Origin of the sequence: Mesorhizobium sp. WSM4898 (genome assembly GCF_029625845.1) — a bacterium.
Classification (GTDB): Bacteria; Pseudomonadota; Alphaproteobacteria; order Rhizobiales; family Rhizobiaceae; genus Mesorhizobium.
On record NZ_JARTVQ010000006.1, the window covers coordinates 88,842 to 109,739 of the forward strand.

Annotated in this window: 23 protein-coding genes and 1 tRNA gene; 16 read left to right on the forward strand and 8 right to left on the reverse strand. The window is 64.0% G+C overall.

What is annotated here, in order from left to right; all coding sequences use genetic code 11:
- Nucleotides 1-25 precede the first annotated feature (25 nt).
- The 4 genes from P9228_RS23365 (at nt 26) to P9228_RS23380 (ending at nt 4,322) form a co-directional block, all read left to right on the forward strand.
- Complete coding sequence (locus P9228_RS23365) at nt 26-1,180, forward strand: YncE family protein (protein WP_278055918.1); 1,155 nt, start codon at nt 26-28, stop codon at nt 1,178-1,180.
- Nucleotides 1,181-1,345: 165 nt separating this feature from the next.
- Nucleotides 1,346-1,666: a metalloregulator ArsR/SmtB family transcription factor gene (locus P9228_RS23370; protein WP_066990141.1), complete on the forward strand. Its 321-nt coding sequence runs from the start codon at nt 1,346-1,348 to the stop codon at nt 1,664-1,666.
- A gap of 53 nt (nt 1,667-1,719) precedes the next feature.
- Entirely contained in the window at nt 1,720-3,108 is a 1,389-nt protein-coding gene (locus tag P9228_RS23375; protein WP_278055919.1) for an NAD(P)-binding protein, read from the forward strand.
- A gap of 14 nt (nt 3,109-3,122) precedes the next feature.
- Nucleotides 3,123-4,322, forward strand: coding sequence for an MFS transporter (locus P9228_RS23380; protein ID WP_278056003.1), 1,200 nt, complete (start codon nt 3,123-3,125; stop codon nt 4,320-4,322).
- A 97-nt stretch (nt 4,323-4,419) separates the two neighbouring features.
- Here the strand turns inward: P9228_RS23380 and P9228_RS23385 are convergent.
- Nucleotides 4,420-4,504, reverse strand: a tRNA-Leu gene (locus P9228_RS23385).
- 263 nt (nt 4,505-4,767) lie between these two features.
- Here P9228_RS23385 and P9228_RS23390 point away from each other — a divergent pair.
- Together P9228_RS23390 and P9228_RS23395 are read left to right on the forward strand one after the other, a co-directional pair.
- On the forward strand, nt 4,768-5,358 hold the full coding sequence (locus tag P9228_RS23390; RefSeq protein WP_095831101.1) for a YqaA family protein: 591 nt from the start codon (nt 4,768-4,770) through the stop codon (nt 5,356-5,358).
- Between the two features lie 124 nt (nt 5,359-5,482).
- On the forward strand, nt 5,483-6,001 hold the full coding sequence (locus P9228_RS23395; RefSeq protein ID WP_278055920.1) for a disulfide bond formation protein B: 519 nt from the start codon (nt 5,483-5,485) through the stop codon (nt 5,999-6,001).
- 198 nt (nt 6,002-6,199) lie between these two features.
- On the opposite strand, the gene P9228_RS23400 is transcribed toward P9228_RS23395, so the two are convergent.
- Together P9228_RS23400 and P9228_RS23405 are read right to left on the reverse strand one after the other, a co-directional pair.
- Nucleotides 6,200-6,757, reverse strand: a complete 558-nt coding sequence (locus tag P9228_RS23400; RefSeq protein ID WP_066990153.1) for an HNH endonuclease — start codon at nt 6,755-6,757, stop codon at nt 6,200-6,202.
- Nucleotides 6,758-6,867: 110 nt separating this feature from the next.
- A complete protein-coding gene (locus P9228_RS23405; RefSeq protein WP_095799919.1) occupies nt 6,868-7,527 on the reverse strand; it encodes a DNA-3-methyladenine glycosylase in 660 nt (219 codons plus the stop codon).
- A gap of 91 nt (nt 7,528-7,618) precedes the next feature.
- Between P9228_RS23405 and gluQRS the strand changes: the two genes are divergently transcribed.
- Nucleotides 7,619-8,494, forward strand: a complete 876-nt coding sequence (gluQRS, locus tag P9228_RS23410) for a tRNA glutamyl-Q(34) synthetase GluQRS (RefSeq protein WP_127247101.1) — start codon at nt 7,619-7,621, stop codon at nt 8,492-8,494.
- Here gluQRS and P9228_RS23415 read toward each other — a convergent pair whose 3' ends face one another.
- On the reverse strand, nt 8,495-8,782 hold the full coding sequence (locus P9228_RS23415) for a hypothetical protein (RefSeq protein WP_066990158.1): 288 nt from the start codon (nt 8,780-8,782) through the stop codon (nt 8,495-8,497).
- Between the two features lie 160 nt (nt 8,783-8,942).
- On the opposite strand from P9228_RS23415, the gene P9228_RS23420 reads away from it, so the two are divergent.
- Entirely contained in the window at nt 8,943-9,845 is a 903-nt protein-coding gene (locus P9228_RS23420; RefSeq protein WP_278053266.1) for a DMT family transporter, read from the forward strand.
- Here the strand turns inward: P9228_RS23420 and P9228_RS23425 are convergent.
- Complete coding sequence (locus tag P9228_RS23425) at nt 9,815-10,666, reverse strand: YihY/virulence factor BrkB family protein (protein WP_066990164.1); 852 nt, start codon at nt 10,664-10,666, stop codon at nt 9,815-9,817. The genes P9228_RS23420 and P9228_RS23425 overlap by 31 nt on opposite strands.
- Before the next feature lie 58 nt (nt 10,667-10,724).
- Between P9228_RS23425 and P9228_RS23430 the strand changes: the two genes are divergently transcribed.
- From P9228_RS23430 to P9228_RS23460, 7 genes are all read left to right on the forward strand, one after another.
- Nucleotides 10,725-11,591 carry an SDR family oxidoreductase gene (locus P9228_RS23430; RefSeq protein WP_095779364.1) on the forward strand — a complete coding sequence of 289 codons (867 nt, stop codon included), beginning with the start codon at nt 10,725-10,727 and terminating at the stop codon, nt 11,589-11,591.
- 25 nt (nt 11,592-11,616) lie between these two features.
- Nucleotides 11,617-11,808 (forward strand): twin transmembrane helix small protein, encoded by a 192-nt coding sequence (locus tag P9228_RS23435; protein WP_066990167.1) that lies wholly within the window; start codon nt 11,617-11,619, stop codon nt 11,806-11,808.
- Between the two features lie 18 nt (nt 11,809-11,826).
- The gene (locus P9228_RS23440) at nt 11,827-12,408 is read left to right on the forward strand and encodes a cob(I)yrinic acid a,c-diamide adenosyltransferase (RefSeq protein WP_095782417.1); all 582 of its coding nucleotides are present in this window, start codon (nt 11,827-11,829) and stop codon (nt 12,406-12,408) included.
- Between the two features lie 25 nt (nt 12,409-12,433).
- Nucleotides 12,434-13,243 (forward strand): rhomboid family intramembrane serine protease, encoded by an 810-nt coding sequence (locus tag P9228_RS23445; protein ID WP_095823963.1) that lies wholly within the window; start codon nt 12,434-12,436, stop codon nt 13,241-13,243.
- A 248-nt stretch (nt 13,244-13,491) separates the two neighbouring features.
- Nucleotides 13,492-14,241 (forward strand): electron transfer flavoprotein subunit beta/FixA family protein, encoded by a 750-nt coding sequence (locus tag P9228_RS23450; RefSeq protein ID WP_127216820.1) that lies wholly within the window; start codon nt 13,492-13,494, stop codon nt 14,239-14,241.
- A gap of 24 nt (nt 14,242-14,265) precedes the next feature.
- The gene (locus P9228_RS23455) at nt 14,266-15,195 is read left to right on the forward strand and encodes an electron transfer flavoprotein subunit alpha/FixB family protein (protein ID WP_095799913.1); all 930 of its coding nucleotides are present in this window, start codon (nt 14,266-14,268) and stop codon (nt 15,193-15,195) included.
- A 271-nt stretch (nt 15,196-15,466) separates the two neighbouring features.
- A complete protein-coding gene (locus P9228_RS23460) occupies nt 15,467-16,345 on the forward strand; it encodes a 3-hydroxybutyryl-CoA dehydrogenase (protein WP_066990182.1) in 879 nt (292 codons plus the stop codon).
- A 31-nt stretch (nt 16,346-16,376) separates the two neighbouring features.
- Here the strand turns inward: P9228_RS23460 and P9228_RS23465 are convergent, their stop codons facing one another.
- The 3 genes from P9228_RS23465 to P9228_RS23475 form a co-directional block, all read right to left on the reverse strand.
- A complete protein-coding gene (locus tag P9228_RS23465; RefSeq protein ID WP_278055924.1) occupies nt 16,377-18,338 on the reverse strand; it encodes a PAS domain S-box protein in 1,962 nt (653 codons plus the stop codon).
- Nucleotides 18,339-18,469: 131 nt separating this feature from the next.
- Nucleotides 18,470-19,108 (reverse strand): NrsF family protein, encoded by a 639-nt coding sequence (locus P9228_RS23470; RefSeq protein WP_066990189.1) that lies wholly within the window; start codon nt 19,106-19,108, stop codon nt 18,470-18,472.
- 1 nt (nt 19,109) lies between these two features.
- Nucleotides 19,110-19,646 carry a sigma-70 family RNA polymerase sigma factor gene (locus P9228_RS23475; RefSeq protein WP_278055925.1) on the reverse strand — a complete coding sequence of 179 codons (537 nt, stop codon included), beginning with the start codon at nt 19,644-19,646 and terminating at the stop codon, nt 19,110-19,112.
- Nucleotides 19,647-19,851: 205 nt separating this feature from the next.
- Between P9228_RS23475 and P9228_RS23480 the strand changes: the two genes are divergently transcribed.
- Entirely contained in the window at nt 19,852-20,859 is a 1,008-nt protein-coding gene (locus P9228_RS23480) for an iron ABC transporter substrate-binding protein (RefSeq protein WP_278055926.1), read from the forward strand.
- The last annotated feature ends 39 nt before the right edge of the window (nt 20,860-20,898 follow it).

Below are 20,898 nucleotides of genomic sequence, written 5' to 3' on the forward strand. Positions count from 1 at the left end.
ATGCCTTCTTCACAAAGCAATCCAGATGTTCGAAACCTTCCTGCGCTTCGCCCGCCTCTGTGCGCCGCTTGTTCTGCTTGCCATGCTCCCGGCGCGAGCCTTCGCCGAGTCCTGCCCCGAGGATTGTGCCGAGCCTGCGCCCGTCGACATCTACAGCCACACCACCGCCGGCCATATGGCTCCAGCCGCGGCAGCTGCGTTGCCGCGCGTCTATGTGCCCAACCGTTCCTCGAACAGCGTTTCCGTCATCGACCCGGCGACGCTGAAGGAGGTCGACAGGTTTGCGGTCGGCAGCAAGCCGCAGCACGTCGTTCCTTCCTGGGACCTGAAGACGCTTTGGGTGGCCAATAACGGCACCGGCAAGAACGGCAGCCTGACGCCGATCGACCCGACGACAGGAAAGCCCGGCAAGCAGGTGCCGGTCGACGATCCTTACAACATGTATTTCATGCCGGACGGCAGCGCCGCCATCATCGTGGACGAGGCCCTGAGGCGGCTCGATCTGCGCGATCCGCGGACCATGGCGCTGCAAGCCGTCATCCCGACGCCGGCCTGCCCCGGCATCAACCATGCCGATTTCGCGGCCGACAATTCCTATGCGATCTTCACTTGCGAGTATGGCGACGGCGGACTGGCCAAGATCGACCTGAAGAACCGCAAGGTGCTCGGCCATCTCGACCTGTCGAAGATGGGCATGCCGCAGGACATAAGGCTCTCGCCCGACGGCAAGGTCTTCTACGTCGCCGACATGATGAATGACGGCGTCTTCCTGATCGACGGCGACAGCTTCAAGGAGATTGGCTTCATTCCAACGGGCATTGGCGCGCACGGCTTCGTCGTCAGCCGCGACGGCAAGCGGCTCTATGTCTCGAACCGCGGCTCGCACAAAATGGAACAGGGCCGTGCCGACGGGCCTGGCAGCGTGACGGTGATCGACTTCGCGACCCGCTCGGTCGTCGCCCAATGGCCGATCCCCGGCGGCGGCAGCCCCGACATGGGCAATGTCGGCGCCGACGGCAAGCAGCTCTGGCTCTCCGGCCGGTTCGACAGCGAGGTCTATATGATCGACACGACGTCGGGCGCCGTGACGAAGATCCGCGTCGGCGTCGAGCCGCACGGCCTGACGGTGTGGCCGCAGCCGGGGCGCTACTCGCAGGGGCATACGGGGAATATGCGGTAGGGTGTCGGTGACCTGCACATGCTGACGACCTCAATCCCATGGAGCCTTGGCACCATGTCCGCTGCCCTTCCGCGACGACTCCCTGCCGATGAATTCGTCTGACCATATTTCGATCATTGTCGAAATAGAGTTGACCGGCGGCGGCGGAGGGTGCAGTCTATTTCCATGAAACTCGAACAAGCCGCAAAACAGCTCGAAGCCATCGGCAACCCGACACGGCTCAAGCTCTATCGCACACTGGTCAGAGCCGGCGAAGCTGGCCGGCCGGTGGGGTACTTGCAGGACACCCTTGGCATCGCGGCCTCGACGCTGTCCCATCACCTGCATCGCCTCATTCTGACCGGCCTCGTGACGCAGGAGCGTCAGGCGACGACCCTCATCTGCCGGGCCAACTATCCTATCATGCGCGACTTGATCGGCTTCCTGGCTGACGAGTGCTGTGCTGACGCAGCTTGCGGCGCGACGGAGAGCGACGCGGCGGCATAGCCTCTTTTTTTGCATCGTATTTCGATGATCCCGGAAGGATGGAAAAAATGTCAATGAATGACCCTGACGCCCCCCCTGTCGCCGTCATCGGAGCCGGCCCGGTCGGCTTGGCGGCTGCCGTCCAGCTCATCCAAAGGGGGCTCCCGGTGAAGGTCTATGAGGCCGGCGCTGGCATCGCCACCAATCTCAAAGACTGGGGCCATGTCCGGGTGTTCACGCCTTGGCGCTACTGTGTTGATCGGGCCGCCCGAAACCGTCTTGAGGACAGCGGCTGGACGATGCCCAAGCCCGAGGCGTTCCCCACCGCTAATGAACTGATTGCCCGCTACCTTGAGCCGCTAGCAAGGCTCCCTGAACTCTCCTCGTCCATCGAAACCAGTGCGCGCGTGACTGCTGTTTCCCGCTGGGGCGCAGACAAGGTCTTGAGCAAAGATCGAAAGGCGCGACCGTTCATGCTGGTGGTCGAAACCGGGGAAGGCATCAGGCGCGACAGTGCACGGGCCGTCATTGACGCCTCAGGCACGTGGCAGACGCCAAATCCACTTGGGGCCGGTGGTGTCCCGGCGGAGGGCGAAGCGGAGTTCGCAGACAAGATCGCCTATGGCATTCCCGACATTCTCGGCCGCGACCGCACCCTTTATGCCGGCCGCGCCACGCTTGTTGTCGGTTCGGGCCATTCGGCCGCCAATGCCCTGCTCGATCTCGATAGGCTGGCTGCGGTTGAGCCGGGAACCACTTTTGTCTGGGCGACACGCGGGACCGATCTGGTTCGCATTTACAGCGGCGGAGACTTGGATCAACTGCCTGCCCGTGGCGAGCTTGGTTCTGACGTTCGCGAACTTGCGGAGAGCGGGCGCACAAAGCTCGTCACTGGGTTCGCAACGCTGGCCATCCGCAGCTCAAACGGCCGCCTGGCAGTCGAAGGTCAAACGAAGGATGGCCTACAAACTCTCGGGCCTTTCGACTGCATCATCGCGGCGACCGGCCAGCGGCCCGATCTGTCCCTTACGCGCGAGCTTAGGCTTGATCTTGACCCATGGCTTGAGGGCGTAAAGGCGCTGGGGCCTCTGATCGACCCCAACGAGCACTCCTGCGGCGATGTTCCCCCGCACGGTTATCGCGAACTGAGCCACCCCGAGCCCGACTTCTACACTGTCGGCGTTAAGAGCTACGGCCGCGCCCCGACCTTCTTGCTGCTGACCGGGTATGAACAGGTGCGATCGGTCGCGGCAGCCCTCGCTGGCGACATGGCGGCTGCGGATGCGGTGCAACTGGTGCTACCCGAAACCGGCGTCTGCACGGTTCCCCAGTCGACCATACGCGCGACCGCTGGCGGATGCTGTGGTGGTCCCGCTTCTTCAGAGGCTGCCGCCTGTTGTGTCGCCGATGCTGAAGCGAAGGCCGCTGGCAAGGGTGGCTGCGGGTGCGGGGTGGCAGCCTAATCGCACCACGCCCGATGGAACGCAGTCGCCGAACGATCATCACCGTCCTCGGCCTGACCCAAATCATGGCCTGGGGGTCCACCTATTACCTGCCGGCGGTGATTGCACCAAAGGTCGCCGCCGACACCGGCTGGCCGCTGCCTTGGGTCGTGGGTGGATTGTCGCTTGGCCTGCTCGTCGCCGGACTGATCTCACCTCGCGTCGGCTCGTCCATTGAGCGCCACGGCGGCCGGAACGTTCTTGCGTTCAGCGCCGGCTGCATCGGCATCGGCCAGATCGGGCTCGCTGCCTCGCCGAACCTTGCCGCCTACATCGCAGCGTGGCTCGTTGTTGGGCTTGGAATGGGGGCGGGCTTGTACGATGCCGCTTTCGCGACCCTCGGCCGGCTCTACGGGCATAGCGCGCGCTCGGCCATCACAACCCTTTCGCTGTTCGGCGGCTTCGCCAGCACGTTCTGTTGGCCGATCTCGGCCTTCCTGATGGGCGAGACGGGCTGGCGCGGCACATGCCTCGTCTATGCTTCGGTCCAGTTGTTCTTCGCCCTGCCTCTGTATCTCGGAATGTTGCCGCGTGGGATACCGCTGCCGAGCGTCACAGATCGGCCGGGAAAGGAGCAGGTTGGCACCCCAGTTCAGCCGGCCTCAGTTCCGATCATGGTCGTCCTGGCTGCCACGCTGACCTTGGCGGCGGTCATTTCGTCGACTGTGTCGGTTCATCTCCTCACCATCTTGCAGGCCAGCGGCATGGCCCTCGCCGCTGCCGTTGGGCTCGGGGCACTGGTCGGCCCCGCTCAGGTGTCGGCGCGTGCCGTCGAGATGATCATCGCCCGCTACCATCATCCCATCTGGACCAAGTTCGCGTCGGTGAGCTTCGTCGCCATCGGCATTGGTGCGCTCTGTGCCGGGGTTCCGGTGGTGCCTGTGGCGCTGGCGTTCTACGGTGCAGGCATCGGCCTCGAAACGATAGCGCGAGGCACGCTGCCGCTCGCTCTGTTCGGTCCGTCGGGATACGCGAGACTGATGGGGCGACTTGCCATGCCCAGCTTGATCGCTCAAGCAGCAGCGCCGTCTGTCGGAGCGCTATTGTTGGAGCATGTGGGCGCTCACGGCACTCTAGCAGCTCTCGCTGGCTTGGCGCTGCTGAACGTCGGACTGGCGTGTAGCCTTGGCTGGCTGATCTTCCGTCGTCGAACCTTAGAGGTACAGGCGCAGTGATGCTTTGTAACCGGCCGGTAGCCCTGTGAAGTGGTTGGCCAGCCTATGAAGCTCCGTCACTTCGGCAACTGCCTGGTTGAAGATCAAAGAGACCAATTGGTGCCCCTAGCCGGGATCGAACCAGCACTCCTTGCGGAACTCGATTTTGAGTCGAGCGCGTCTACCAATTCCGCCATAGGGGCTCAGGCCGGGCAGCCTGGATGGGCGCGGACTATACGGGCGGACAGGCTTTCGTCAACTGGCCTGTTGCCGATTTGCAGGCGCTCTGCACCCGGCCATGCCTTTCAGTCTCGTGAAGGTGCCGCCATTGTGCGGCGCGGAAAATCTTTCTAGACAGGGGATGCGTTGAAGCGCCTCGGATCCCAAAGGGTGGATGCGGCGCTTTGGGACCTTGTCTTCCTGCCACCCGGTGTCCAAAACCACTGCGCGCTTTTCAGGAGAGCCGATGCTTCGCGGACTTTACGACTGGACCATGTCCCTGGCGGCAAGGAAATCGGCCGAATGGTGGCTGGCCTTCATCGCCTTCGTCGAAAGCTCCGTCTTTCTGGTGCCGGCCGACGTGCTCTATCTGCCCATGGCGCTGTCCAAGCCGGAGCGCGCCTATCGCTACGCGCTGGTGGCAACGGTGGCCTCGGTGCTCGGCGGCGTCGCCGGCTGGTTCATCGGCCACTACGCCTACGAGGCAGTCGCCAAGCCGATTCTGGAATTCTACGGCAAGTATGACGAGTTCGAGCAGCTGCGCACCTCATCCGGCGTCGGCTTCATCGTCCTGATGCTGATCACCTCGGGCGCGGCGCATTTGCCGCCGATCAAGGTCGTGACGATCCTGTCGGGCGTCATCGGCGTCAACCTCCTGCTGTTCATCGTGCTGGCGATCGTTGCGCGCGGCGCCCGTTTTCTGCTGCTTGCCTGGCTGCTGCGCCGCTACGGCGAGTCGATCAGAGAGTTCATCGAGAAACGGCTGGGCATGATCGTCAGCGCCGGCGCCGCTGCCCTTATTTTGCTCTATATCGCGGTCAGATACGCCCACGGATAATGCATGTCGCCCAAAAGTGCGCAGCGGTTTTGGAGAACGACATGCATCGAAACAAGACTCAAGCGCGGCGCCTGAATTCATTTCTGCGCGGCGCTTTAGGCGCCAAGCGAACGGATCACGACCGATGACAGCGACCATGACCGCCGACACTGGACGCCAGCGGGCGCGTGCCGCGCTGTTCCTGGCCGTCGCCATGGCAGCGACCGTCGGCTCGGCACTCGCCTTCCAGTATATCGGCGGCTACATCCCCTGCCATCTCTGCCTGGAGCAGCGCACGCCCTACTACATCGGCGCGCCGCTGATGCTGGTGGCGGCCGCTGCCTCAATGCTGCGCGCGCCGGCCTGGTTGACGCGCAGCCTGCTGGCGATCGGTGGCCTGTTGATGCTCTATGGCCTCTATCTCGGCGTCTACCACGCGGGCGTCGAGTGGGCGTGGTGGCCTGGCCCCGCCGACTGCACGGCCAGCGCCGGTCCGGTCGACACCGGCGGCAAGGGCGTGCTCGATGCGCTGGACAAGTTCGTGCCGCCCTCCTGCGACAAGGCCGCGCTTCGCATTCTCGGCCTGTCGCTCGCCGGCTGGAACGCCATCGCCAGCCTCATCCTGGCCGCCGTCGCCTTACGCTGCGCGCTCGCGCGCGACTGAGCTACACAGCCGTAGTGACGGGGAGAAAAGAGGCCGTCATCAATGGCTTCGCCAATGATCGACGTGCAGAATGGGTGACGTCGCGGCGGACAGTTCCTTCTCCCCAAACTAAACGGAGAGAAGGTGGCGCCAGCCGGATGAGGGCAACGCCGAAGATCGGCAGTTTGTCGTTGCATGGCCGGTCGATTGTGCCGAACTCTACGGCTCCAATTCGACGTCCCAGTAGAGATAATCCATCCAGCTTTCATGCAGATGGTTGGGCGGGAACAGGCGGCCGTTATTGTGCAGATCGTGCACGGTCGGCTGATAGGGTTTTTGCAGCGGCCACATCTTGGCCTGCGCCGGCATCATGCCGCCTTTCCTGAGATTGCAGGGCGAGCAGGCGGCCACGACGTTCTCCCAGGTCGTCGCCCCGCCGCGATGGCGCGGGATGACATGGTCGAAGGTGAGATCGTCGGTCGTGCCGCAATACTGGCACTGGAAGCGGTCGCGCAGAAAGACGTTGAAGCGGGTGAAGGCGGGATGCCGCGACGGCCTCACATAGGCCTTCAGACTGACCACGCTCGGCAGCTTCATCGAGAAGGTCGGCGAGGAGACGGCGTGTTCGTATTCGGCGACGATATTGACCCGGTCGAGGAAGACAGCCTTGATGGCGTCCTGCCACGACCAGAGCGACAGGGGGTAATAGCTGAGCGGACGGTAATCCGCATTCAGCACCAGCGCGGGAAGCCCATCCGGAGATACGGCAACCGTCACGTAGTTGGCCTCCTTCGTTCCAAACCGAACGCCACGGATACTGTAAGCCCGACATGACAGGGATGTGAAGCGGATTGTCGTTCGGCGAAACGTTCAAAAACGCATGATTTTCATGCTTTTTCGGCCATCTCGACAGGTGGCGCCGCGTCCCTGCCCTTCAATTCCCGATAGTAGGCCCAGAAAAGCCGCGACGCGACCCCTCGCCACGGGCTCCATGATTCGGCCAGTCGAATCAGAGTTTTCTCCGGCGGGCGAGGGTCGATGCCCAGGGCATGGCCGACCGCCGTCTGCAGCGCGACGTCGCGCGCGGGAAACACATCGGGGTGGCCGGCGGCGAACAGCAGGTAGCACTCCGCCGTCCACGGTCCGATGCCCGGCACCGCCGTCATCGCCGCGATCGCCTCGTCGGCGTCAAGCGAGCAGAGATGGTGGAGGTCAAGCCCGCCGGCCACGGCTTGCGCGATGGCGATCAGCCCGCGCTGCTTCGGCCGCGACAGGCCGGCCTCGCGGAAAATATCCTCGCCAGCGCAAAGGATGCCTTCCGGCGTCAGCGGATCGACCAGCCTGATCAGCCGGCCGAAGATGGCATCGGCGCTAGCGCGGGACACCTGCTGCGAGACGATGATCGACGCGAGGCTGCCGAATCCGGGCTCGGAGAGCCTCAGCGGCACCTCGCCGGCCATGCCGCGTACCTTCTCCAGCCGTGGATCGAGCAGGCAGAGCGCGTCGAGTCCTGCCGCAATGTCGTCGAGCGAGGCGATGCGTTGCACGTTTGCTTGTTCCCAGGGCGCTCATGAAGTGGCAATTGATGCTAACTATCAACCGGCGGAAGCGCCTTTCAACCCGAATGCCGTCCGAGACATGACGCTCCTGACATTCCGCTTCGCGCCGAGCCCCAATGGCGAGCTGCATCTCGGCCACGCCTATTCGGCCCTGCTGAACCGGCAAATGGCGGCGCGGGCGGGAGGACGGCTGTTGCTGCGCATCGAGGACATCGATGTCATCCGCTGCACGCCGGAATTCGAGGCCGGCATATTGCGCGACCTGGAATGGCTGGCGTTCGAATGGGAAGAGCCCGTGCGGCGCCAGTCCGAACATTTTTCCGAATACAGGGCCGTGCTCGACCGGCTGATCGCCGAGGAACTCGTCTATCCCGCCTTCATGAGCCGCGGCGAGATCCGCGCCTTCATTGCCGAGACCGAGAAACGCGGCCGCGATTGGCCGCGCGACCCCGACGGCGTGCCGCTTTATCCGCCGCTCGACAAGGCACTTCCGTCTAAGGAGCGCAGGCGGCGCATTGCCGAGAACACGCCTTTTGCCTGGCGGCTCGACATCGAGGCAGCCATGGCGCGCATGCCGGGCGCCTTGTCATGGGTCGAGTTCACCGACGAGGCCATGGCCGCGACGCAAACGGTCGACGCATCGCCGCAGGCCTGGGGCGACGTCGTCGTGGCGCGCCGCGATATCCCGACCAGCTACCATCTCGCGGTCGTCGTCGACGACGCGCTGCAGGGCGTCAGCCATGTCGTGCGTGGTCAGGACCTTTACGCGGCGACCAGCGTGCAGCGCTTGTTGCAGGACCTGCTTGGCCTCCCCGCGCCGCGCTACTTCCACCATCGGCTGATCCTCGGCTCGGACGGGCGGAAGCTGTCCAAGAGTTTCAAGGACACCGGTCTTGCCGCACTCAGGCAGGCAGGCGTGTCGCCGCAGGATGTCATGCAGCTCGTTGGGCTTTGACTACAAGCGAGCCAGTCCGGCCTTGATCAGCGCCATCACGCTGATGAAGACGAAGGCGCCGCTCAATCCCCATGCCACAGCTAGCTTGATATCCCGGAAGGTGATGCCGTGCTCATTGGCGATCATCACCGCGACGAAGAAGCCCAGCGTGAAGAGCAGCGTGTTGCCGGTCGAGCCGAAGCCGTCGTCCTTCATGATGGCATCGAGCGCGGTGCCGAAGAAGAATCCGAAGACCGCGACGGTGGCGACCGCGAACAGCAGCCATGTCGTCCCGAGATGCAAAAGCATGCCTGCTCATGGCGTGCCTTAACGCCATGCCCCTCTTGGCACCGTTTGTTGAATTCGGATGAGCTTATGGATCAACCGTTTCGTTTTGCTTGCCGAATTGATCGGCATTAGAGCAATTGCCGACGTCAACTTTTCACGCGCAGCCAGAGCCCTCCTTCCAATGCACAGCATCAAGCGGTTCATCCCCGCCTCTTTCGTCGTTCTGTGGGCGACCGGCTTCATCGGCGCGCGCTATGCAATGCCATGGGCGGAGCCGTTCACCTTCCTTGCCATCCGCTTCGTGCTGGCGGCGATCCTGTTTGCGGGACTGACCGTCCTTATCGGCTCGCGACGGGCCACCCGCGAGGAGGCGCTTCATGCGACGGTGGCCGGCGTCCTAATGCACGGCGTCTATCTGGGCGGCGTCTTCTGGGCGATCCACAGAGGCATGCCGGCCGGGCTTTCGGCGCTGATCGTCGGCCTGCAGCCGCTGATCACGGCGGTGCTCGCCGGCAAATTTCTCGGCGAGGCGATCCTGCCGCGCCATTGGGCGGGCCTTGCCGTCGGGCTTCTGGGCGTCGTCATCGTGCTCTGGCCAAAGCTCGGCATGATTGGCGGCGGTGTTACCGCGGCAACGCTGACGGCCTCGCTGGTCTCGGTGCTCGGCATGGCCGCTGGTACGATCTGGCAAAAGCGCTTCGCCTCCGGCGGCGACCTCGTCTCGGCGACCATGTGGCAGTATGTCGGAGGCTCGGTCGTCACGATCCTGGGGTCGCTCGCCTTCGAGACGCGCACCATCACCGTCAACGGCGAGCTCATCTTTGCCATGGCATGGCTGGTCCTGGTGCTGTCTCTCGGCGCCATCTTCCTGTTGATGGTGATGATCAGGGACGGCGAGATGTCGAAGGTCGCATCGCTGTTCTATCTTGTGCCCGCCGTAACCGCCGTCATCGCGTGGGCTCTGTTCGGCGAAGCGCTCACTCTGCTGCAGATCGCCGGCATGGCGATCGCCACTTTGGGCGTCGGGCTCGCGACCGCCCGTCAGGACAGAGCTCAACCCACGCGGGCGCGGGCCTCGAGATAGCGGCTGATCGCGGCATTGAGCTCGCCGCCAAGGATGAAAATGGCCGAGATGATGTAGAGGAACACCACCGCGATCATGATCGAGGCCAACCCCGCATAGGTCGTCACATAGGACGAGAAATGGTCGAGATAGGTGGCGAAGATGGTCGAGCCGGCCAGCCACGCGACCAGCGTGAAGACGATGCCCGGAACGATGGAAACGAAGCGGCGCTTGCCGGCCGGCAGCCAGATATGCACCGCGAACAGGCCGATGACGATGACCGTCGAGGCGATCACGTAACGCCATATGGTGATCGTGCCCATATAGGGCTTGATCCATTCCAGATGCGCCTCGGCCAGCCGCGCGAGCAGGGGCGCGAGCACCAGAAGCACGCTGACGGCGAGAAAGCAGGCCGTCGCGATCAGCACGAAGACGATGCTCTGCACCCGGCGGTGGATGATGCCGCGCGTCTCGGTAACGCGATAGGCGCGGTTGAGCGAGGTCCTTAGCGCCTCGATGCCGTTCGAGGCGAAGTAGGCGGCTAAGAGCACGCCGTAGGTCAGGAGGTCGCTGCGCCGCACGGTAAGCACATTTTGCACCTCGCGCGCGATCGGCTTGGCAATCTGCTCCGGCCAGGTGTCGAAGACCAGATGCACGGCCGTGTCGGCGAAGGCGCGCGCGCCGAGAAAGCTGGCCAGCGTCGTTGCGAAGATCAGGAACGGAAACAGCGCCATCAGAGAGGTGATCGCCAGATGGCTGGCCATTGCCCATCCGTCGTCGGTGGTGAAATGGCCGATCGCATCGTAGAGCACGCGCTTGACCGCGACGATATTCCTGAGCAAGGACCCGCGCTCCGCTCGATTGTGTCGACGCCGCGAATATGGGAAGGGATTGCGGCAAATGGCAACCCCAGGTCCCACAACGTTGCCCACCGCTGAACAGTTGCGCAGCATCATCGTCACCGGCACCTCCTCCGGCATAGGCGCCTATTGCGCGCGGGCATTGAAGGCGGAAGGCTGGCGCGTGTTCGCCACGGCTCGCGCACCGGCCGACATCGCCGCGCTCGAGGCGGAGGGCATCGAAGCCTTCTATCTCGACTATCGCGAGCCCGAGTCCATCGCCGCCCTGGCCGAGGCCGTGCTGGAGCGCACGGGCGGCACGCTCGACGCGCTGTTCAACAATGGCGCCTACGCGCAACCCGGTGCCGTCGAGGACCTGCCGGTCGAAGCGCTGCGCGAGCAGTTCGAAGCCAATTTCTTCGGCTGGCACGACCTGACCCGCCGCGTCGTGCCGGTCATGCGCCGCCAGGGGCACGGTCGCCTCGTCCACTGCTCCTCGATCCTGGGGCTCGCCCCGGTCCGTTTTCGCGGCGCCTATTCGGCGTCGAAACATGCCGTCGAAGGCCTGATGCTTTGCCTGCGCCAGGAGCTCGAAGGCAGCGGCATTCATGTCTCGTTGATCGAGCCGGGGCCGGTGACCTCGAAGATCGCCAGCAACGGCCTGGTATGGTTCTTGAAGAACATCGACGTCGAGAACTCCGTTCACCGCGCCGACTACCAGGCGCAGCTCGCGCGGCTCAAGGCCGGCGGCAGCGTCTCGCGTCTGAAGCCCGGACCTGAGGTGGTCCATGCCGCCTTGCGCCACGCGCTTCTGTCACAGCGCCCGCACCCGCATTATGTGGTAACGGTGCCGGCCAGAATCGGCGTGGCGCTCAAGCGCATCCTGCCGGCCTCGATGCTCTACCGCGTGCTCGCCAGGCGGGCCTGACCGAAACCCAACTGGAGCCAGCACCATGGCAACCGTCTTCAACATCCTCGCCATTGTCGTCATGGCTGCCGTCGTGGTCGTGCTGATCCGCGGCCTCGTCAACATGATGCGCGGCGGCTCAGGCTTCACCTCCAACAAGCTGATGCAGGCCCGCGTACTGCTGCAGTTCATAGCTCTGGTGCTGATCATGCTGACCGTCTACTTCACCCGCAAGTAACGGGCCGGGGAGGAGAACGTGGTCAAGCTCAACAAGATCTATACCCGTACCGGCGACGACGGCACTACCGGTCTGGGCAGCGGCGAGCGGCGCCTGAAGTCAGATCTGCGCGTCGAAGCCTACGGCACGGTGGACGAAGCAAATGCCTGCGTCGGCATGGCGCGCGTCCACACCGCAACCGATCATCCGGCGCTCGACGCCATGCTCTCCCGCATCCAGAACGATCTTTTCGACCTCGGCGCCGACCTTGCGGTCCCGGACGACGGCAAACCGCTCGGCTACGAGCCGCTGCGCATCGTCGCCGCGCAGACCGGGCGCGTCGAAAAGGACATCGATGCTCTCAACAAGGACCTGCAGCCGCTGAAATCCTTCGTGCTGAACGGCGGCACGCCTGCCGCGGCAGCCCTGCATCTTGCGCGCACCGTAACACGGCGCGCCGAACGCCTCATGGTGGCGCTGGCGCAGGACCCGGCCGAGCACGTCAACCGCGAAGCGCTGAAATACATCAACCGCGTCTCCGACTTCCTGTTCGTCGCCGCCCGGGCGGTCAATGACAACGGAAATGCCGACGTGCTATGGGTTCCCGGCAAGAACCGCTGACAACCGGGTATGGCGGGAGGGTCCGATGTTCATCCCGCTCTACGATACCAACAGGCTCCGCCACATCCGCCTACAATATGTGACGATCGGCCTGATCGCCGCGAATGCCTTGGTCTATCTCGCGACCACGCTTGGCGGCGAGAGCTTCACCAATGCCGCAGTGCTTGGCCTCGGCTTCATCCCCTCTGTCGTCCATGACAAGGTGGAGCTGTCGCCCGAATTCGTCGTCATTCCCGAAAGCCTCAGCTATCTCACCTATTCCTTCCTGCATGCCGACATCTTCCATCTCGGCGGCAACATGCTGTTCCTGTGGGTGTTCGGCGACAATGTCGAGGACGCGCTCGGCCATATCCGCTACCTGATCTTCTACCTCGCCTGCGCGGCGGCGGGCGCTTTCTTTCAAGGCTTGGTCGGCTGGGATTCCCAGGTGCCGCTGATCGGCGCTTCCGGCGCCATCGCCGGCGTGGTTGCGGCCTATCTGATCCTCTATCCGAAGGTTAAGGTGTGGGTATTGGTCTTTGCGCGCATTCCTCTGCGCATCCCCGCCTTCATCCCGCTCGTCCTTTGGATCCTGTTCCAGATCGTGATGTTTGCCGCCGGCGGAGAGGATCAGATTTCCTGGGCCTGCCACATCGGCGGCATCATTGCCGGCGCCGTTCTCGTCCTGGTGCTGCGCAGCCGCGGCGTGCCGCTGCTTGCCGGCGCAGACGGCGAGCCGGACCCGACGCCGAAGGTCCAGAACGTCCCTCTCCCGATCGAGCCCGGACCAGCGCCCGAGGCGCCGGCACAGCCGGCGCCTCGATGGGGCCGCGGCGCGGCGTCGCCGCCAGACTGAACCGATTTGAGTGCGACGTGCATATTGACGCGCCGGATTGCCGCCACTACGGAACGCCACCACAGAGCATGATCCCGAAAAGTGGGAACCGCTTTTCGGAACGATCATGCTCAACCGAAACATCGGGGTGGAACTGCTTCTTGGCCGTTGGAGACCAGAATTCCGCCCGGAATGTCGGCTTTCGACAACTCTGACAAGGCGCACACTGCTATAGCGCGCCCGACTATCTCAGGAGAGGTGACAGGAAAATGAAGATCCTTGTGCCCGTGAAGCGGGTTGTGGACGCGAACGTCAAGGTCCGCGTTAAGGCCGACGGACTGGGCGTCGAGCTTGCCAACGTCAAGATGGCGATGAACCCGTTCGACGAGATCGCGGTCGAGGAAGCGATCCGGATCAAGGAAGCCGGCAAGGCCGAGGAGATCATCGTCGTCTCGATCGGCCCGCAGCAGGCGCAGGAGACGCTGCGCACCGCGCTCGCCATGGGCGCCGATCGCGCCATCCTGGTCAAGACCGACGAGCAGACCGAGCCGCTGGGTGTCGCCAAGGTGTTGAAGGGCGTCGTCGAGGCCGAGAAGCCCGGCCTCGTCATCCTCGGCAAGCAGGCGATCGACGACGACAGCAATCAGACCGGCCAGATGCTGGCGGCGCTGCTCGGCTGGGCGCAAGGCACCTTCGCCTCCAGGATCGAGCTCGCCGGCGATCATGCCAAGGTGACGCGCGAGGTCGACGGCGGCCTGCAGACGGTTGAGCTGAAAATGCCGGCGATCGTGACCGCCGACCTTCGCTTGAACCAGCCGCGCTATGCATCGCTGCCCAACATCATGAAGGCCAAGAAGAAGCCGCTCGACGAGAAGAGCCCGGCCGACTACGGCGCCGACGTCAAGCCGCGCCTGAAGGTGATCAAGACCGAGGAGCCCGGCGGCCGCAAGGCGGGCGTCAAGGTCAACAGCGTCGCCGAGCTGGTCGAGAAGCTCAAGAACGAAGCCGGCGTGCTCTAAAGCGGTCAGGAAAGGAACAGGAAAATGGCAATTCTCCTCATCGCCGAACACGACAACGCAAGCCTTTCCGACCAGACCGCCAAGGCGCTCGCGGCGGCCCTGCAGATCGGCTCGGATGTCGATGTGCTGGTCGCCGGCAAAGGCGCCAAGGCGGCAAGCGACGCGGCCGCCAAGCTGAAGGGTGTTCGCAAAGTCCTGCTGGCCGAGGCCGACGAGCTCTCCGAACGCCTGGCGGAGCCGCTGGCCGCACTCGTCGTCTCGCTCGCCGGCTCCTATGACGCGATCGTCGCCCCCGCGACCTCAGCGGGCAAGAACGTCGCGCCGCGCGTGGCGGCCCTGCTCGACGTCGCGCAGGTCTCCGAGATCATCGAGGTGGTCACGCCCGACACCTTCAAGCGGCCGATCTATGCCGGCAACGCCATCCAGACCGTGCAGTCGACCGACGCCAAGAAGGTGATCACGGTGCGCACCGCCTCCTTCCAAGGGGCGCCCGAGGGCGGCTCGGCCCCGGTCGAGACGGTGAACGCCGCCGCCAATCCCGGCCTCTCCTCCTTCGTCGAGAACAAGCTCTCCGAAAACGACCGTCCCGAGTTGACCTCGGCCAAGATCATCATTTCGGGTGGCCGTGCTCTCGGCTCGTCGGAGAAGTTCCAGGAAGTCATCCTGCCGGTCGCCGACAAGCTCGGCGCCGCTGTCGGTGCCTCTCGCGCAGCGGTCGATGCGGGCTATGCCCCCAATGACTGGCAGGTCGGCCAGACCGGCAAGGTGGTCGCCCCCGATCTCTACATTGCCGTCGGCATCTCGGGCGCCATCCAGCATCTTGCCGGCATGAAGGATTCCAAGGTCATCGTCGCCATCAACAAGGACGAGGAAGCGCCGATCTTCCAGGTTGCCGACTACGGTCTCGTCGGCGATCTCTTCGTCATCCTGCCGGAGCTGCAAAAGGCGCTTTGACGCTTTCTGCTCTGGCATATTAAAATCGGAAGGGTGGGGTAGACGAAGTCGCCCCGCCCTTTTAGTTTGCACTGCACAAAAAGCAGGCCGGTAAAGGCTTGCGCAATTCCAGGAAAAGTCCGTACGGTTTTCCCTCCGGAATTGCGATAAACAAAAAAGGCAATTCCAGGAAAGTGCCGAGCCACTTTGCGTCCGGAATTGCGGGAAACAAAGAGAAGGGAGCGCTTCCGTGCCTCGCAGAAGCGGAAATGCTCCAGACGGGATTGGGGTAATGAGCAAGATCGAGACGATCGGCATTGTCGGCGCAGGTCAAATGGGGGGCGGTATCGCCCACGTCTCGGCGCTGGCCGGCTACAAGGTCCTGATCCACGACATCTCGCCCGACCGGGTCGAGAAGGGCATCGCCACGATCAGCGGCAACATGGCCCGTCAGGTCGGTTCGGGAAAGCTCGAGGAGAAGGCGCGCAACGAGGCGATGGCCCGCATCTCATCGGCGTCCGCCATGGCCGATCTTGCCGCCGCCGACCTCGTCATCGAGGCGGCGACCGAGGATGAGACGGTCAAGCGCAAGATCTACGCCCAACTCTGCCCGCAGCTCAATCCGGAGGCGATTCTCGCGACCAACACCTCCTCGATCTCGATCACCCGGCTTGCCGCGCAGACCGACCGGCCTGAGCGCTTCATCGGCATACATTTCATGAACCCGGTGCCGGTGATGAAGCTGGTCGAGCTGGTGCGCGGCATCGCCACCGAGGACCAGACGTTCGAGGCCGCCAAGACCTTCGTGAACAGGCTCGACAAGACGATCACCGTTTCGGAGGATTTCCCGGCCTTCATCGTCAACCGCATCCTGTTGCCCATGATCAACGAGGCGATCTACACGCTCTATGAGGGCGTCGGCACGGTGGACGCCATCGACACCGCCATGCGGCTCGGCGCCAACCATCCGATGGGGCCGCTACAACTGGCCGACTTCATCGGTCTCGACACCTGCCTGTCGATCATGCAGGTGCTGCATGAGGGCCTGTCGGACTCCAAGTATCGCCCCTGCCCGCTGCTGGTGAAATATGTCGAGGCCGGCTGGCTCGGCCGCAAGACCGGCCGCGGCTTCTACGACTATCGCGGCGACCATCCGGTGCCGACGCGCTGAGCCCCGCGACTGAACGCTCACTGCGCGGCGTTCAGGATGCCGCGGCAAGCGGCAGGGGCTCTGCCTCGTCCTTCGAAACTTCATCGGGTGCTGCCGAAACGCAGCCGCGGCCGGCCGCCTTGGCGGCATAGCAGGCGGCATCGGCGCGGGCGATGATCTCATCCACCTCGCCGCAGCCGGCGCGGATCGGCGCAAGCCCGATGCTGGCGGCGATCGAATGCGGACGGCCGTCCCAGCTGAAGCCCAGGTTGCGGATGGCTTCGATGATGCAACGCGCCGCGACCGTCGCTCGCGCCGGCGCGCCCGATTTCAGTATGACCGCGAACTCGTCGCCGCCGAGACGGGCGACGATATCTTCCGGACCGAGCACGTTGCGGATGGCGTCGGCGACGCGCTTCAGCAGCGCATCGCCCGCCGCGTGGCCGCCAGTGTCGTTGACCGCCTTGAAGTGGTCGAGGTCGACGAACATGAACTGATGCTCGCCGCCATTCAACCGGCACCGATCGACCAGCTCCTCCATCGTGCGGATGAAGCTTGGGCGGTTGGCGAGCCCGGTCAGCGCGTCATGGGCCGCGGCATAAGCGAGCTGGCGCTGCAGGGCGCGCGCGTCGGTGAAATCCTGGAAGACGATGACCAACCCGCAGAACTCGTCGTGGTCGTTCATGATCGGCGACACCATTTGGCGGATGCTGCAGCGCGTGTCGTCGCGCCTGATGAGCACGGCGCGGGCGTTCTGATCGCAATGATGGCGGCCGGCGGCCGAAGGTCGCGTCAGGCCGATCCTCTGCCCGGTTTCCTCGTCGACCGCCCAGTAGACATCGCCGAGCACCTTGCCAAGCGCCTCGCCGCTGGCAATGCCGGTCAGCTTTTCGGCGACCGGATTCATGAAGGTGACGCGGTTCGCGGCATCGGTGCAGATCACCGCGTCGCCGATCGACTGCAGCGTCACCCTGAGCCGCTCCTTTTCGTCGGCGAGCATCGCCGCCGAGACCTTGCGCCGTTCTTCGGCCTCCTTGCGCTCCGTGATATCGGTCAAGCTGCCGATCGCCCGGATCAGCCGGCCCTCGCCGTCGCGTTCGATCGCCTTGCCGCGGTCGAGGATCCAGACCCAATGGCCGTCCTTGTGGCGCATCCGGAACTCGGCCTCGAAGAAGGCCGTCTCGCCGTCAAGATGCGCCCGGTCCGCCTCGGCGACGATTTGGCGGTCGTCCGGGTGGATCATCGTCAGCCAGCGGTCGGGGTCGCCGTCCAGCTCGCCATCGTCATAGCCCAGCATTCTGACCCAGGTTTCGGAGTAAGTCGTGCCGCCCTTGCGCATGTCGAGGCTCCAGACGCCTTGTCCGGCGCTGGTCAGCGCGAAATTCCAACGCGTCTCGGCTTCGGCGATGCGCGCTTCGGCCTGCTTGCGCGCATCGATGTCCTCGATCTGCGACACAAGATAGAGCGGCTTGCCGGTCTCGTCTTCGCGAATGACCGAGCCCGCGAGCTGCGCCCAGACCGGAGTGCCGTCCTTCTTGAGGTAGCGCTTCTCGAAATGAAAGGAATCGATCTTTCCCTCTTTCAGCGCGATCATCGTCTCACGGCCGATCTGCAGATCGTCGGGATGCGTGATCTGGAAGAAGGTCAGCGCCTCGATTTCCGCCCGGCTGTAGCCGAGCATCGCCGCGAAGGCGGGATTGGTCTGAAGGATGCGGCCGTCGAGGCCGACGATGGCGACGCCGATCGCCGAATCTTCCATCGCGCGGCGAAAGCGCTGCTCGCTCTCGGCAATCTGCCGGCGGTCGTCGATGATCCTGCGGATGAACAGCGCCGAGACAAAGAGCGTCACGGCGGTGACGGCGACCGATATCTGTAGGCAGAACTTCAGCGCGTCCGCACCGAGCTCCAGCGCCGGCAACAGGACCGATGCCATCAGGGTGATAAGCCCTGCCGCCATCAAGGCGAGCACAGCGCGCTTGCCGGCCCGCGGACCTTTCCAACTCAACCACGCCACAATGCGATCCCACCCCATGCGCAACTGCCACAACCCTGGCGGATCGATTTTAAGGAATGGTTGTAAGCTGCGGCGGCCACGCCGCTAACCGGCAAAGCAATGCCGGCATGATTAAGGATCAGTGTGTAATCCTACCAGCGGACGAAAAACCGTCCGCCAAGCGCGCCGAGCGCGGTGAGGAACGCGATCGCGATCGTGTACCAGGTGGCGACGAACAGCGGCGAATCGTCGAAGCAATGCGCGGCATAGAAGGTCGCCGCCAAGCCGCCCGCGAGCAGGCCCGCGACCGCGCCGGCCAGCACCGGCCGCGTCGGCGCGCCATAGCGCAGCATGCCGAGGAAGATAGCCAGGGGACCGATGCCGATCAACGGGATAAAGCTCATGCAGATCATCATGTTGGAACCCACGAGCCGCCTGCCCCAGTCCGCCTCCGGCACGACGAAAAGCTCCAGGATGACCGCGATCACGACGAGCGCAGGCGCGGCGAGCGTCCATAGTTTCGCTCGCCTGCTCGCCGCACCGGGCGTCGACAGGGCTCGGATCAGAGCGAATGCGCTGGTCGTGAGCGCCAAGGTGAAGACGAACTTCGACATGAAGCGCATCGTATGCATGGCCGGCATGATGTCCGGGCGCGGACCGATGGTCATGAAAAAGACCACCGCCGCGACCACAACCGCCACGCCGACGGCCAGCCACCAGGCGAGGCCAAGCGGCATCGCCTTGTTGCGGGCATCGGCGTCGAGCGCCTTTATGAGGTCCTCGGTTCTCATGTCACCGTCGTCCGAACCTTTTGGCGATCGCGGCAAGGCCGCGATGCAGCGACACGCGCACCGCCGTCTCGCTGATGCCGAGCTTGACCGCCGTTTCGCCGATCGAATGGCCGTCGACCGAGATCGAGGAAACCACGGAACGCTGCGAGGGCGGCAAGCCGTCCAGGGCCCGGTTTATGTCGCGCTCGCTCACCGTCTCCGCTTCCGGCTCGGCGAACGTCTCTGCGATCTCGTCGATCTCGACCTCGATGCGACGGCCGCGCCTGCGGAATGCATCGATCAGCTTGAAGCGGGCGATCGCATAGACCCATGGCAGCACCGGCGCGCCTTCTCGCCACGTGTGCCTTTTGACGTGAATGGCCAGCAAGGTTTCCTGCACGACATCCTCGGGGTCGACCCCGCCCTGGACGATCTTGCGCCGGACGAAGCCACGAACGAGAGCGGCTATCCGGTGAAGAAAGTCGGCGTAAGCCCTTTCGTCTCCCGCGATCGCGGCCCTGAGCAGCCGGGAAAGCTCGGCCTCGTCCTTGCCGGTCACAAGAGTTTACCCCCGATGTTCGCGTCTCGGCCCTGGTTTGTTACGTGTCCGGCGAAATAATGTCCAAGCCAAAGTACCGGAAAATCACGAAAGTTTGCGGCACGGCGACCGATTGAAGCAGGGTCGGAATGTTGACTATCCTAATCAGGTATTGATAGGTGCGTCTGAGCCCGAACCCCTGTCTCCAGATTTGAGGACGATGCCCATGAAAACTGCCTTTTCCACTCTTGCCGGCGCCGCCGCGCTGGCGCTCGGCCTGATCGCCGGACCGGCCATGGCGGAGGATGCGGGCATCGTCGTCTACAATGCCCAGCATGAGAGCCTGGCCAAGGAATGGGCGAAAGGCTTCACCAAGGAAACCGGCATCAAGGTCACGCTGCGCAACGGCGGCGACAGCGATTTCTCCAACCAGATCGTCGCCGAGGGTGCTGCCTCGCCGGCCGACGTGTTCCTGACAGAGAATTCGCCTGCAATGGCGCTGGTCGAGGCGGCCGGCCTGTTCGCGCCGGTGGATGCCGACACCCTCGCTCAGGTTCCGCAGGAATACCAGCCTTCGAGCGGCAAATGGGTGGGCGTCGCCGCGCGCAGCACCGTCTTTGCCTACAACAAGGACAAGCTCAAGGAAGGCCAGCTGCCCAAGTCGCTGCTCGACCTTGCCGATCCGAGCTGGAAGGGCCGGTGGGCCGCCTCGCCGTCCGGCGCCGATTTCCAGGCCATCGTCAGCGCGATGCTCGAGCTCAAAGGTGAAGCCGCGACTTCCGACTGGCTGAAGGCCATGAAGGAGAACTTCACCGTCTACAAGGGCAACAATACGGTGATGAAGGCGGTCAATGCCGGGGAGATCGATGGCGGCGTGATCTACCACTACTACTATTTCGGCGACCAGGCGAAGACCGGCGAGAACAGCAAGAATGTCGGCCTGCATTATTTCAAGAACCAGGACCCGGGCGCGTTCGTGTCGATCTCTGGCGGCGGCGTGCTGGCCTCGAGCAAGCATCCGAAGGAAGCCCAGGCTTTCTTGAAGTGGGTCACCGGCAAGGCCGGCCAGGAGGTTTTGAAAACCGGGACCTCTTATGAATACGCGGTCGGCAAGGATGCCATGTCGAACCCGAAGCTCGTGCCGCTGGCCGATCTGCAGGCGCCCAAGATCGATCCGACGCACCTGAACTCGAAGAAGGTCATCGACCTGATGACGCAAGCCGGCTTGCTTTAGTCCGCGTTCGTCCTAAAAGGACAACCGACCGTGCTCCCG

What these genes read in the sequence shown, in the direction of transcription:
- P9228_RS23455 (WP_095799913.1), top strand. Translation starts at nt 14,266, where the DNA reads ATGGCAATTCTCCTCATCGCCGAACACGACAACGCAAGCCTTTCCGAC.
- P9228_RS23435 (WP_066990167.1), top strand. Translation starts at nt 11,617, where the DNA reads ATGGCAACCGTCTTCAACATCCTCGCCATTGTCGTCATGGCTGCCGTC.
- P9228_RS23460 (WP_066990182.1), top strand. Translation starts at nt 15,467, where the DNA reads ATGAGCAAGATCGAGACGATCGGCATTGTCGGCGCAGGTCAAATGGGG.
- P9228_RS23470 (WP_066990189.1), bottom strand. Translation starts at nt 19,108, where the DNA reads ATGAGAACCGAGGACCTCATAAAGGCGCTCGACGCCGATGCCCGCAAC.
- P9228_RS23480 (WP_278055926.1), top strand. Translation starts at nt 19,852, where the DNA reads ATGAAAACTGCCTTTTCCACTCTTGCCGGCGCCGCCGCGCTGGCGCTC.
- P9228_RS23445 (WP_095823963.1), top strand. Translation starts at nt 12,434, where the DNA reads ATGTTCATCCCGCTCTACGATACCAACAGGCTCCGCCACATCCGCCTA.
- P9228_RS23450 (WP_127216820.1), top strand. Translation starts at nt 13,492, where the DNA reads ATGAAGATCCTTGTGCCCGTGAAGCGGGTTGTGGACGCGAACGTCAAG.
- P9228_RS23365 (WP_278055918.1), top strand. Translation starts at nt 26, where the DNA reads ATGTTCGAAACCTTCCTGCGCTTCGCCCGCCTCTGTGCGCCGCTTGTT.
- P9228_RS23370 (WP_066990141.1), top strand. Translation starts at nt 1,346, where the DNA reads ATGAAACTCGAACAAGCCGCAAAACAGCTCGAAGCCATCGGCAACCCG.
- P9228_RS23430 (WP_095779364.1), top strand. Translation starts at nt 10,725, where the DNA reads ATGGCAACCCCAGGTCCCACAACGTTGCCCACCGCTGAACAGTTGCGC.
- P9228_RS23395 (WP_278055920.1), top strand. Translation starts at nt 5,483, where the DNA reads ATGACAGCGACCATGACCGCCGACACTGGACGCCAGCGGGCGCGTGCC.
- gluQRS (WP_127247101.1), top strand. Translation starts at nt 7,619, where the DNA reads ATGACGCTCCTGACATTCCGCTTCGCGCCGAGCCCCAATGGCGAGCTG.
- P9228_RS23380 (WP_278056003.1), top strand. Translation starts at nt 3,123, where the DNA reads ATGGAACGCAGTCGCCGAACGATCATCACCGTCCTCGGCCTGACCCAA.
- P9228_RS23375 (WP_278055919.1), top strand. Translation starts at nt 1,720, where the DNA reads ATGAATGACCCTGACGCCCCCCCTGTCGCCGTCATCGGAGCCGGCCCG.
- P9228_RS23390 (WP_095831101.1), top strand. Translation starts at nt 4,768, where the DNA reads ATGCTTCGCGGACTTTACGACTGGACCATGTCCCTGGCGGCAAGGAAA.
- P9228_RS23420 (WP_278053266.1), top strand. Translation starts at nt 8,943, where the DNA reads ATGCACAGCATCAAGCGGTTCATCCCCGCCTCTTTCGTCGTTCTGTGG.
- P9228_RS23415 (WP_066990158.1), bottom strand. Translation starts at nt 8,782, where the DNA reads ATGCTTTTGCATCTCGGGACGACATGGCTGCTGTTCGCGGTCGCCACC.